The 13762-nt window shown below is 42.5% G+C and carries 5 protein-coding genes; 3 read left to right on the forward strand and 2 right to left on the reverse strand.

All coding sequences use genetic code 11. From position 1 onward, the window contains the following. Nucleotides 1-63: 63 nt before the first annotated feature. Nucleotides 64-1680: a hypothetical protein gene (locus AC1RM2_RS31920; protein WP_492989173.1), complete on the reverse strand. Its 1617-nt coding sequence runs from the start codon at nucleotides 1678-1680 to the stop codon at nucleotides 64-66. A 1129-nt stretch (nucleotides 1681-2809) separates the two neighbouring features. On the opposite strand from AC1RM2_RS31920, the gene AC1RM2_RS31925 reads away from it, so the two are divergent. The 3 genes from AC1RM2_RS31925 (at nucleotide 2810) to AC1RM2_RS31935 (ending at nucleotide 11187) form a co-directional block, all read left to right on the forward strand. Further along, nucleotides 2810-5968: a SusC/RagA family TonB-linked outer membrane protein gene (locus AC1RM2_RS31925; RefSeq protein ID WP_492989174.1), complete on the forward strand. Its 3159-nt coding sequence runs from the start codon at nucleotides 2810-2812 to the stop codon at nucleotides 5966-5968. A 21-nt stretch (nucleotides 5969-5989) separates the two neighbouring features. Then, nucleotides 5990-7549, forward strand: a complete 1560-nt coding sequence (locus AC1RM2_RS31930) for a RagB/SusD family nutrient uptake outer membrane protein (protein ID WP_492989175.1) — start codon at nucleotides 5990-5992, stop codon at nucleotides 7547-7549. A gap of 74 nt (nucleotides 7550-7623) precedes the next feature. Then, a complete protein-coding gene (locus AC1RM2_RS31935) occupies nucleotides 7624-11187 on the forward strand; it encodes a VCBS repeat-containing protein (RefSeq protein WP_492989176.1) in 3564 nt (1187 codons plus the stop codon). A 152-nt stretch (nucleotides 11188-11339) separates the two neighbouring features. Here the strand turns inward: AC1RM2_RS31935 and AC1RM2_RS31940 are convergent, their stop codons facing one another. Next, complete coding sequence (locus AC1RM2_RS31940; RefSeq protein WP_492989177.1) at nucleotides 11340-13565, reverse strand: FG-GAP-like repeat-containing protein; 2226 nt, start codon at nucleotides 13563-13565, stop codon at nucleotides 11340-11342. Nucleotides 13566-13762: the final 197 nt, after the last annotated feature.

Raw genomic sequence — 13762 nt, forward strand, 5'->3', positions numbered from 1 at the left:
ATTTTAAATGATTGTAATAGCTAAAAACTTTTTGCCTTGTGCTTCCCGATATACCAATAAGGTTCATCGCCTGGTTACATAAAAAGTTTGTTCAACCGGTTCCGCAGATTGATATAAAGGTTCTGTTACCCTCCCCCATTGATAAGCTACGACTTTAATCTTTACGGGGTATTTACTTTTGACAGGGATAGGTGTAAATTTAACGACACTATTTTCCACATATGCAGGTCCCGAAATAATATAATAATCCACAGGTAATGTCGAATCTGACGTGGCATGTAAAGCAAGTTCTTTGGTACCATATTTAACATCTTGTATTTTTTGGAATGTTATTTCCTGAGGCTTACCAGTTGTTAATTTAGCAGGGATAGTCATCTTACCAGGTTGTACCGCATGCCGATATTCGTCATCGCCTGCATTTTCTTCCTGTATCCAAAGATCACCTCCCATACCCGACCGGTCAAATTGTAATCTGAATGAAGAGGGGCCTGTTTGTATTGCCGGACCAGTGATTACCCTAAAACTAATGGGGCCTGCCGCATGCCCCAATTTTTGGCCACCACCAATAAGTTCTGGCGGCATTTCCGATAAAAAACCTCCTTTTAGCTGAAATGAAACACCGTTTTGTCCTGGTTCAAACTTCATGGCCGCAAAACCCAATTTAGCAACCGGCAATAACTGACCATCTTGTATAAAAGTAAGCATTTGCCTTTTGCGCTTTACACGGTCGCCTTCAAATCTCATAGCTGCCATGGCCATTTCCCGGTCAAAAAACCAATATCCATAGGCGCTATTACCCTTAAATGATTTATAAGGGGCAGGTAAAAACTCATCCTTTTGCATACCGCCTGTACCTGTTAACCATCCCGATAATCTTTCAATAGGTTTTAAAGCCGACTGTCCGGGTGGCGGCAAACGGTACTGACATGCTTTACGGATATATAGCGCGATGAATCTTGCCAGGTGTGCTGACCAGTCAAAATGCCCTCCACCCGGATCAGTTACTACGCTAACCAAATTATCTGCATCCTGGCTGCGCAAGGCTAAAGCGCCTTGCTTTACCACGGGCCAGTAAAAGTCACGATCTCCGGGTTTCGTTGTGGGGTCGGGCACACGGTATTGCGGCCACTCGGTGGTTTCTCCCACTACATAACAAAGCGGGATACCTTTAAATTTTAGGGAATCTGGAAGCGGCATGGTTTTAACAGGGATGCATGCAATGGTACGTCCTGGCAAAGCATTAGCAAAGGTCCAGCCAAAATGCCCGTTAGCCGAGTGCCCCATGGGTATAACCGGGGCCGTTTTTAATTCCTGATAACCCGATTCCATGGCCAGGTCATCCATCATTTGCTGAAATACTTTTTCCATCCCGGGTCTCATATCAGCAGTTAAAGACTGATCCCCCCTTTGTGCAGACCCAATCCAAATGATACCCAAACCTATCTCCGCAGCCGTGCGCCGGATGAGCGAATCCTCCAACCAGTTACGTTCCAGCAAATTAGCCAGGGATATAATTATACCGTTAACCTGTTTGCAATTTGGTGGTATCCATAAATAAGCATTCCGGGTACCAACCTTTACACTGTACTGGTAAACATGATCTTCAGGTCTGTACTGAGCTTTACAATTACTAACCAGAACAAAAACAGTCAGCAACAAAAGGGTGATCTTATGGATCATGGAGAAACAATTAATTTCTATTATTTATTATTTATGGCGTTATCCTGAGCCAGTCAAAATCGGCGTAACCTCCTATGCGTACATCAGGCTTGCTGATACAGAATAATCTGCATAAAGAACAGGGTTCTTATAAGTCCCGTTTCGCTGATCTGATACCCATACTTTGGAGATAGGATCTATTTGTGCTATCGCATTGTAGGTAACCGATATAACGCTCAATAGGCCAACAAAAAAAACACTATCTTATTGTTCATAGCTTATAACAAATTAGCCAAATGTAGTTCGAAAGTAGTGTTAAGTAAAGATTCACAAGGGGGAGCAACAGGTCAAATAAGGGGGAGAAGAAGTGAGTTTGACTAAGAATTCAGCAATATTTTTTAAAATTTGGCAAATGGGTGCCCTACCAGCCATCCGTTATCCACCCAATCCAACACAATTTTTGCAACTGAACTTTGTATTGTTATCTGGTGGCGATGAATTATAATGTAATTGTATGCTAATCAACTTAAACAAAAGATACTTTCCACGACGCAACAGAATCAAAACTTGTGGTATGTATGGTAGAATTGTGGTATAAGTTGACAAATGTTGTGTTTTTATGTTAAAAAATTGGTTACGTGAACCTGCTTCAAAAGTAATTTTACTCCTGCACAGCTGCTACAATTCTAATTAAATAGCTGCTGAATTATAAACCAATAAAGCCGACCGGCAAGTTCTGTTAATGTTTCGATTAAGTTATAAATCTTGATCGGCCTGTATATTACAATTAGTTGTATCCAGGAATTATACAAACAGGCCCGGCTTCACAATCGATTGCGAACCTTTTATGAGGGATATTTATGAGAAAATAAATCAAAAATCTTGTTTTGCCGGTTGCAGATTGCGACCCGCATTAAACTACACCGGCATCCATGTTATCTACCTTGTAACCAAGAAATCCAATCCTGATACAGCTACCGGTTAAGCCAATAATATAAGTAAACCGATCTTTTATCAAACCAAATGATCTATAACTATGAATAAGGGTAATCCATCCATAAGCTACCATATGTAATACCTGAACATGTTTGATAAAAGCGCTAAATCTTACCAATTTCTAAACCAATGTTTTCAATTAACAAACCAAAATATGAAAAAAAAATATTTACTAAGTACTTTCATGAGAATGACGGTTGTAATAGTATTTATAAGCATTACTATTATAAGTTCCGCGTTTGCGGCTAATGGCCCGGCCAATCTGCCATATACGGATGTGATAAAAGCCAACGTGAGCAAGGTTATAACCGGTAAGGTAACCGATGAAACCGGCTTAGCATTACCAGGCGTAACCGTTACCTTAAAAGGCACCACTACTGCAGTCGGATCCGATGTCAATGGCGTATTCCGTATTGAAGTACCTAATGACCAGGCGGTGCTTGTTTTTAGTTTTGTAGGTTATGTCTCGAAGGAAGTTACCGTTTCCGACAAATCGGTAATTAATGTATCGTTAAGGAGTGATTCCAGATCATTAAGTGAAGTTGTTGTTGTTGGCTACGGAACACAAAAGCGCGCCAGTGTAACCGGCGCTGTTTCGTCAGTAAGCGGCAAAACAATATCAGCTTTACCTGTTGGCGGTGTCGATCAGGCTTTACAAGGCCGGGTAGCCGGTTTAACGGTTACCAACAATGGCTCGCCAGGTACTGCTCCAATTGTACAGATACGCGGCGTGAGTTCTGTTGGTTATGGATCCGATCCCTTGTATATTATTGACGGCTTTCCGGGTTCTATCGGAGCTCTTGATCCAAGAGATATTCAATCAGTTGATGTACTTAAGGATGCGAGCGCTGCGGCGATTTACGGTTCAAGAGGAACTAACGGTGTTATCATCATTACAACCAGGAAAGGTTCCAGTGGTAAGGTTCAGTTAAACTTTGATTCGTACGCGGGATTTCAGGAAGTTGTTAAACGATATGACCTCCTTAACACCAACCAATATGTCCAATACGAAAGAGCTTTAGACGGAGCTGCCAATATTGGAGTACCGCCACGTTTGCAACCGGCAAACTTTAATCTGCCTATTTATGCGGGTTCTTCGCAAACATTCGCCCAAACCAACACAGACTGGCAGAGCGCTTATTTCCAAAAAGGAGTTTTGCAACAGCATAATGTCTCGTTAACCGGTGGCAATGAGAACTCACATTTTTTTACATCCGCCGGTTATTTTAATCAGGATGGCATTACCGTAGGTACAAGTTTCAGCCGGAAAAACTACCGTATGAATTCTGATCATAATGTGAATAAATTTATTACCATCGGCGAAACATTCAATGTTTCGGTAACCCGTCAACGTTTTGGAATCCCCCCGGGCAACAGAACGCCTATTACCAATGTGGTAAGGATGCAGCCATACATACCTATTTACAATCCAAACAATCCTGGCGGTTTTTTTGGCCCTCAAAACAGTTTTGACGGCGCCGACCCGGTTAACCCGATTGAACAGGCTTTAATTAACGAGAACCGTAATTTTGGTTTCGGAATACGTGGCAACGCTTATTTAACCGTAAAGTTTACTCCATGGTTAAAATTCAATTCTACTTACGGGATTGATTACGGAACAAACAGGCAGGAACAATACACTCCTATATATAACGACGGGGGTACTTCAAGCAGCCCGCTTGCGTCAATAACCGAAAATACCGGCACCAGCACTACTACGCTTTATACTCAGCAATTAACTTTCGACAAGACCTTCGCCAAACACCACGTTTCGGCTGTGGCAGTTTACGAAGTGCAAACCAACCGTAGTGACAGCCAAAACTCTTTTGGTAATCAAAATAACAACATTATACGCACACTTAACAACGCCACCAACATCACCACCAATTATACTTATGGCACCAACGTGCTGCATTCATTAGTAGGCCGGGTGGGTTATGATTTTGAAGGGAAATATTTAATTTCCGGTTCAATACGTCGCGATGGCTTGTCAGTTTGGGCCCCCGGTCACAAATATGAAAACTTCCCTGCGGCTTCAGTAGGCTGGAAGGTTGACCAGGAAGATTTCATGAAGAATTCTAAAACAATCAGCGAATTAAAACTACGGGCCGGTTACGGCGTTACCGGGATAAATGGAACTGTGTTGGGGAATTATCCTTACGTATCAAATGTTTCTGCGGGTGGCACAACGTACCCTTTTGGCAATTTGGCAACTGGTGCTAACTCTGGTAACGGATCTTATTATAGTGCATTAAGTAATTATTTTCTTCACTGGGAAATAACCAAATCAACAAACATTGGTCTTGACCTTGGCTTACTTCAAAACACGTTTACGTTATCGGCGGAAGTTTATAAGAGAAGGACCAATAACCTGATCTTAACCGTACCTGTACCGCCAAGCGATGGCGTTGGTGCACCGGTTGCAAATGTTGGCTCTATGCAAAACACAGGTATTGAATTTACCGCAGGTTACCATAAATCAAGCGGAGACTTTAAATTTGATATAACCGGTGTGTTTGGTTTAGACAAAAATAAAGTTACCTCATTGACAGGAACCGCAAACGGTTCGATAGTGGCAGGCGGCGATGCGGATTTCGGTGGCGGCGGGCCGATTACTAACACCGTAGTTGGTCAATCTATCCAGTATTTTTATGGTTATGTTGTAGAAGGCATATTCCAAAATGCAGCTGATGTAAGCGGTCACGCAACTCAAACCAATGCAGCGCCAGGCGATATTAAATTTAAGGATATCAATAACGACGGTAAAATAGATGCCAATGACCGGGTTAACCTGGGCAGTTACCTCCCTAAGTTTACCTATTCGTTAAATTATTCGGCGAATTATAAAAATTTCGACCTTGCTTTGTTTTTCCAGGGTGTTTACGGCAATAAAATATTTAATGCCGAAAAAATCATTCTTGAAGGTATGCCAAGGTTATTTAACTCCGGAGTTAACGTGCTTAAGGCCTGGACACCCAACAATACCAATACTACTATCCCGAGGGCTATTTCCGGCGACCCTAACGGCAACGTAAGGCCTTCGTCGCGCTGGGTAGAAAACGGCTCATACCTTCGTTTAAAAAACCTTCAGCTTGGCTACAATTTGCCTACAGCCTGGCTTAAATCGGCCACTGACGGTCATGTAAGCAAAGTGAGGTTTTATTTATCATCCACAAACCTGTTCACGATTACAAAATACACCGGGCTTGATCCTGAGGTTGGCTCCAAAAACGGAACACTTACAAATGGTATAGACTACGGCCAATATCCTTCGCCAAGAGCGTTCCAGGCAGGCTTACAGGCAACATTTTAACAATCATTAAATTGATATATTATGAAACATAGAAAAATTTATTTATTGTCAACCATTATCTTATTAACGATAACGGTGATTGTATTGTCCTGTAAAAAAACAGCGCTAAATACATCCGACCCCAATAATCTTACTACAGGTAACTATTATAAAACCGCAGCGCAACTAAAGGCGGGAGTTAACGCCATCTACGCTGTTATGCATCAAAACAACCTCGTATCGCGCGAGTGGTATTATTTGCATGACACCAGGAGCGATGAAGTGTTCCCTGGCGGTGGCCAACTGGAAATTCCGCGCAGACAACTGTATGAAAATACCGATGACCCTACCAACTCGGTTATGAACTCGGTTTGGAATGGCTGGTACACAGTAATATTCCGCGCCAACGTGGTAACCGACAATGCGCCCAATGTTACTGACAATGTTGCAGATAAGAATCAATCAATTGGCGAGGCAAAGTTTCTTCGCGCCTGGGCTTATTTTGACCTGGTTAGCATGTGGGGAGGTGTTCCACTGGTAACTACAGTGCCAAAAAGTCCAAACGATTATAAGCCACGTGCATCTGTTAGTGAAGTGTACGCGCAAATTGTTCAGGATTTGAAAGATGCCGCGGCAGTATTGCCCGGAAAATCGGCTACCGATAAGGGGCGGGCCACCGCTTCCGCCGCCAATGCTATGCTGGGCAGGGTATTGATGCAACAAGGCGATTATGCCGGAGCCAAAGCAGCGTTTCTTAAAATTCCAACTTCAGGAGCAGATGGATATTCTTTAACCGCACGTTACCTGGATAATTTTGAGTTAGCGACCGAGTTTAATTCAGAATCAATTTTCGAAGTTGTATTTGTAGACAAAGGCGATAATAATTACAACTGGGGTGGCGAAAGCGCGACTGAACCACAATCTACAGTCAGAAACCAGGAATACTGCCCTGTTGCCTGGAGAAACCTCATTCCTTCAAACAAATATTTGAATGAATTTGAAAACACAGCAACAGGCGCAGCCAAAACAGACCCGCGTTTTTCATACAGCGTTTACCAGAGCGGCGATACTTATAACAATGGCCAAAGCGTATTAACTGATGGAGATCAAAACGGTAATTCTTCCGTGGTTAACGGCGTTACCAAAAAAATCAGCTGGCGTAAATTTATGATTATCTACCAGGAAAGTTCTGCTACGGCAGGCTTTCACCCTGCCGGAAACAATCAGCGTATTATACGTTATTCGGAAATTCTGCTTAATCTTGCCGAATGCAATATTGAGCTGGGTGATATCCCCGGAGCTGTAACCTATCTTAATATGGTGCGCGCAAGACAGGACGTTGCTATGCCTCCTTATCCAACGGCTCAATTTCCGGTTACTACAAAAAGCGACGTGATTAAAGCCCTAATGCACGAAAAAATGGTAGAGCTGGGCGATGAAGAAGTACGCAACATTGACATTTTAAGATGGCGCAAAAAGGGATATTTCACTACCGAGCCGATTGCTAATTTTCATGCCAACAGAGACGAATTATTACCTATACCTCAAGCCGAACTGGATAATAACCCATTAGTTAACGGTCATCAAAACCCAGGCTATTAATTTATTTTGCAGTTAATTTGAAAGCGGGCGGCCTAAAAGCCGCCTGCTTTTTTCTTATATTTAAATTACATTTTATGAAGAGGCTCCTCATAGGTTTTACCATTGCTGTATCACTTTGGTCGTGTAAAAAGCATACGCTATTTGTGCAAGTGCCATCTTCCGGCTCGGGTATTATGTTTAATAACCTGATCACAGAAAACGACTCCATTAACCCCATTGATAACGCCACTGTATATAATGGCGGAGGCGTGGGTATAGGCGATTTTAATAACGATGGATTACAGGATATTTACTTTGTAGGCAATATGGTGCCCAATAAGCTATATATCAACAAGGGGAACTTCAGGTTTGACGATGTTACTGCAATGGCAGGGGTGGATGGCAAGGGCCGATGGGGAAAGGGTGCATCTGTAATTGATATCAATAACGACGGCTTGCCCGATATATACGTATGTAATTCGTTTGCCAATGATCCACAAAAAAGACAAAACCTGCTGTATATAAACAAGGGGCTTAATAAAGATGGTGTTCCGGTGTTTAAAGATGAGGCAAAGGAGTACGGGCTTGACATTCAACTATTTTCTACAATGGCCAGCTTTTTCGATTATGATAATGACGGCGACCTTGACATGTACTTAACTGTTAACGAGCCTAACCCCGCTGAGTTTCCCAACCAATTCAGGCCTATTAATATTAGCGGCACGGGGAGAAGCATGGGACGATTGTACCGGAACGATTGGGACCCGAAACTTAAGCATCCCGTATTTACAGATGTGTCATTAGCAGCCGGCATCAAGATTGAAGGTTACGGGCATGCTGCAACTATAGCTGATATTAACCTTGATGGCTGGAAAGATATATATGTTACCAACGACTTCCTATCTAACAATATCCTGTACATCAATAACCATGATGGCACCTTTACAGATAAGTCGAAGGCGTATTTTAAGCATACCTCGTTCAATGCCATGGGCCAGGATATTGAGGACATTAATAATGATGGGCTGGCCGACATATTTGAACTGGACATGAGCCCTGCCGATAATTACCGAAAAAAAATGATGTCGGGACCGAGCAGCTATAATACCATTCAAAATTTCGACCATTATGGTTATCAATATCAATACGTCCGAAACACATTACAGCTGAACCAGGGTCCATCTATGGGGGAAAATAACCAGGCTGGCCCGCCAGCATTTAGCGAGGTTGGCTTTTTAAGCGGCGTAGCCCAAACAGACTGGAGCTGGACCCCGATGGTAACCGATTTTGATAATGATGGTTACCGGGATGTTATTGTTACCAACGGTTATCCGCGCGACGTTACAGATCATGATTTTATTGCTTACAGATCCAATGCATTTTTAATAACGCCTAAGAGCGAAGTTCTTAAACAGATACCGTCAGTCAAAATTCACAATTACGGCTTCCGTAACCAGGATGGTTTGCAATTTAAGGATGTGAGCATGGATTGGGGCCTGGGTATCCCCTCATTTTCAAATGGTGCAGCCTATGCCGACCTTAATAATGACGGCGCACTGGACCTTGTGATCAATAACATCAATGACGAGGCGTTAATTTATAAAAATACCGCCGGCGAGGGCGCCGAAAATGTGCAGCACTACCTCAACATAAAGTTTAAGGGCCCAGATCAAAACCTTGAAGGAATAGGAACCTTTGTTGATATATATTACCAGCACGGTTTACATCAGGTTTATGAAAACAACCCTTACCGGGGCTATCTTACCAGCATCCAACCGATAGCACATTTTGGGTTAGGCAAATGCAAAACCATAGATTCGGTAGTGGTTAGATGGCCGAACAAATACAGACAAACTTTTTTTAATGTAGCTGCCGATCAAACTTTGGCTGCAAACATTAATAATGCCGGCCAAATCTATACATGGGCAAATCCGGAACAACCAAAAGCACCGATATTTACCAATATCACGGGCAAAAGTGCGATTAACTACATACATCGTGACACAGATTATGCCGACTTTAATATTCAAAAGCTTTTGCCGCATAAGCTTTCAGAATATAATCCGGCACTGTCAGTCGGCGATATTAACAGCGATGGCTTAGATGATATAGTTGCCGGCGGAAACTTGAAAGAACCGGCACAGATCTTTTTTCAACAAAAGAACGGAACATTTATACAACGGGGCCTTTTAGAAGAAAAGAAATATGATCACGCCTATCTTGATGGCGGAATTCTGATTTTCGATTCAAACGGCGATAGGTTTCCTGATGTACTAATTACCGGCAGTGGTTATAAGGCAGCGGCAAACGATACGGCATACCAGGACCGATTATATATTAATGACGGCAAGGGCCATTTTACGCTTGCAAAGGATGCGTTGCCGGTTTGTTTTAAAAGTAAGTTGTGTGTAAGGGCTTTTGATTATAATAACGACGGCAAATTAGACCTGTTTATTTCGGGACGGGTGGAGCCATGGAGATATCCCGAACCTGTGAATAGCTATATTTTAAGAAATGACACAAAGAACGGAAAAGTAAAATTCACAGATGTAACTAATGAAGTTGCCCCAGACTTAAAAAAGATAGGGTTGATATGCGATGCCATTTTTAGTGATTTTGACAACGATGGTAAAACAGACCTGATATTAGCCGGAGAATGGATGCCGCTAACTTTCTTAAAAAATACAGGCGGCAAATTTGTTAACGTTACAGCCCAAAGTGGCGTTAGCAATAAAACCGGATGGTGGAACTCAATAGTTGCGGGCGATTTCAGGCATACAGGCAGAATGGATTACATAGTGGGTAATACCGGCCTCAATACCCTTTACCAGGTCAGCGATGAGTCCCCGGCCTTTATTACAGCAGGCGACTTTGACAAGAGAAACCGGTTTGATGCATTTCCATCATTGTACCTGCCGGGTAAAGACGACATTAAACGGGAATACCCGGCAAATGTACGGGAAGATGCTGTTAAGCAAATGATAACCCTGCGTGCCAAATTCACCAATTATCATTCATATGCCGAGGCTACGATGCAAGATGTGCTCAGTGCCGATCAAATGAAAAATGCCTTACGGCTTAAAGCCACCGAGTTGAAGTCCTGCTATTTCAGGAACGATGGCGGGGGTAAATTCACCATAATTCCGCTGCCAATTGAGGCGCAGGTTTCTGTTTTGAATGGCATGGTGGCTGATGACTTTGACGCGGACGGCAACCTGGATATATTGATCAATGGAAATGATTTTGGCACCGACGTTTCTATTGGCAGGTATGATGCCTTAAATGGCTTACTGCTGAAGGGTAACGGCAAGGGTAATTTTGCGCCCCTATCAATTGCGCGCAGTGGGATATATTTACCTGGAGATGGAAAAGCCCTTGTAAAATTAAAGGGTGCAAACAATAATTATCTGATGGCGGCAAGCGAACATTTAGGGCCGCTTCGGATTTTTCAATTAAATGCTAAAGTATCTATGTTAAAATTAGATGATACAGATCAAAGCGCTGTTATAACATACAAAAATGGCAGCCAGGCTAAACAGGAATTTTACTATGGCAGTTCGTTTCTTTCCCAATCGTCCAGATTTATTCTCATTAATGATAAAATAGCACAGGTATCAATAAAAAACACCTCAGGGACAAGCAGGCTTTTTAAATTCTAATATCGTTATGTTAATTACTACCTGACCATTTTAACAAAGCAATTCAACCAGGGCACCCCAGCTCATCGTACACAATATGCTGTATGAAGGTCAGGGTTGTCCTTTTTATTTTCAGGCAGGCGTATATCATCTACTTAAAAACACCTTCGCCTTTACATGCCAGCCATTTGCATTTGCATCGCGGGCTCGCCTGTATTAAATTTAAGTGGCTTCAAATTAAGTGGGGTTAACTTGCCATCCTCTGTTATTTCCAGGAACTGATTAGGCTTTACATTGTAAAAATGCTGCAAAATGCCACTGCCTGCCCACCTTATCTCGATGTCGTCAATCATTTTGGCCTGTCCTATCCCTATCTCCTGCCTTAGCGGAGATGAACCGAAGCTGCCGCCGGAATTTACATCCTTGAACACACTTCGCTGTACGCCATTTTCTGTAAAGGTTACCTTTATCCTTGAGCCAATAGCCGACTTATTTGACCGTGTTCCCACCAATTTTAAACCTATCCAACTATTATTGTTTTGACCCGGATTAAGGTATAATGCGCTTTTGTAGGCATCGCCTATATAAGCGCCGCCCATTTCAATAAAAATATCCTGCAACCCGTTATTTCTAAAATCGGCAAATGATACGCCATGCCCCTTTTGCAAATTGCCGGTACGCGATGAACTGGTTACATCGGCAAATTTTTTGCCGCCAATATTTCTGAAAAGCTTGTTAGGTATCAGTGATCCAAAATCGGGGTTGCCGGTTCCAAAATAAATATCGGGATAGCCGTCATTATCAATATCACCAAAATTGCCTCCCATGCTAAATACAGCCTTGTTCAGCCCAACATCACGAGTTACATTGGTAAAAGTACCATCGCGGTTATTTTTAAAAAGAAAAATATTGCCGTTATCTGCCACTGGGGTACCCAACGCCTCCAATGCGGCGTAATATCCCAGGGTTGTGCTAAAATTGTAACCGCTCAACAAAATATCGGGCCAGCCGTCATTGTTGTAATCATAAAACCAGGTGGTAAATGTATTTTGTTTGATATTGATGCCGGCCTTTTCGGTAACATCATCAAAACCTACGTTGTTCCCTCCTTTACATTTATTTTTCAGCAAATATTTTCTTCCACTCATGGTAGATACAAAAATGTCGGGCCAGCCGTCGTTATTGTAATCGGCCGATGTTACCCCTTTCACAAAATCGTTGATCTGGCAATGGGCATTTTGAGCCATATCTTTAAAAGTACCATCATGATTATTCATATAAAGTGCTGATGGATGGTTATTGTTAGGGTTGGTTCCGCCATGGCTTTCCATCCCGATAAAAACATCAAGCCAGCCATCGTTATTAAAATCGGCCCATACGGCAGTTTGTGTAGGATGCATAAATTTAAGGCCGGCTGCAATGGTAACATCGGTAAACCTGCCGTTACCGTTGTTTTTAAGCAATGAACCCGGCTGGTTACCAAAACCATCCCGAAGCCAGCCTCCCCGCATGATAAAAATATCCGGACGGCCATCGTTGTTGTAATCAGTTTGTTGAATATTTAGGCCGCCAACTTCATCCTGTAAGCCACTTTGCGCGGTACGGTCGCTAAAAGTACCGTCGCCATTGTTGTGGAAGTAATGCATATGATCCTGCAGATCCATCCCCGATGTAATAATATCTATATATCCGTCATTGTCAAAATCGTCGGCTATGGATCCACCCGCCCTGCTATTCAGGTTAATACCAACATTTACAGCTACATCTGTAAATGGTTTTACTTTGTACGGTCTGTCATCTGCATTTAAGTTAGGAATCAGGTATTGGGCAGGAACTTGCTCCGGATAGCCATTTAAGGTCATATAAGCAATATTTAACAACCAGCGGGACTGGGCATCCTGGGGATTGTTCTTCAAAATATTCTCCAGTGCTGCAATTGCCTGCCGCGATCCTGTTTGAACCAGGTGTATGCCTGCCCCCTTTATAGGAAATATGCACGATGACCCGTTGTGGCCAAGCATACAATTGGCACGTTCGCCCAAACGCATAAAAGCAACAGCCTCATCGGGCTGTGTATTTACGGGGTTCATGTAACGCGGCAGCTTCGCAATTTTCGAATATATATCAACAGCTTGTTGTTCGTGTCCTTCCTGTAACTCAAACAATGCTTTTTTCGATAATAGCTGCACATCATAATTTGGAGAACCGGCGTTTAACATCGAATCGCAGGCGGCAAGGCGGGCGTCGGAACTAAAAACATTTTGAGCGTTATAATTTCGCTTTTTAAGCTGTTGCAGCAAGTCGGCCATTTTTATTGGGGCGTGCGGCTTACATGATAGTAGTAAACTACAAGTAGCCGCAGCAAAAAGCATGGTTATTTTGGCAAATCGTGATAGCATGATAATTGGTTAAAAAAACGACACGGATTTCTGCCCCTAACCCTAAAAGGTGACCAGATAAACAAATTCACTCGTAAAACGAATAGAAAAAAACTAATTGATATCTGATAACCCTTGTTAAGCAGCAGTTAACAAATATAAAAAGCGATGATACTATCAAACACAACGTTTGTTTATATTCCTATAACACCTGTTTA

The organism is Mucilaginibacter sp. GW822-FHT03E02 (assembly GCF_058801545.1).

Coding starts and splice junctions, on each gene's coding strand:
- AC1RM2_RS31920 (WP_492989173.1), bottom strand. CDS start 1,680: ATGATCCATAAGATCACCCTTTTGTTGCTGACTGTTTTTGTTCTGGTT.
- AC1RM2_RS31925 (WP_492989174.1), top strand. CDS start 2,810: ATGAAAAAAAAATATTTACTAAGTACTTTCATGAGAATGACGGTTGTA.
- AC1RM2_RS31930 (WP_492989175.1), top strand. CDS start 5,990: ATGAAACATAGAAAAATTTATTTATTGTCAACCATTATCTTATTAACG.
- AC1RM2_RS31935 (WP_492989176.1), top strand. CDS start 7,624: ATGAAGAGGCTCCTCATAGGTTTTACCATTGCTGTATCACTTTGGTCG.
- AC1RM2_RS31940 (WP_492989177.1), bottom strand. CDS start 13,565: ATGCTATCACGATTTGCCAAAATAACCATGCTTTTTGCTGCGGCTACT.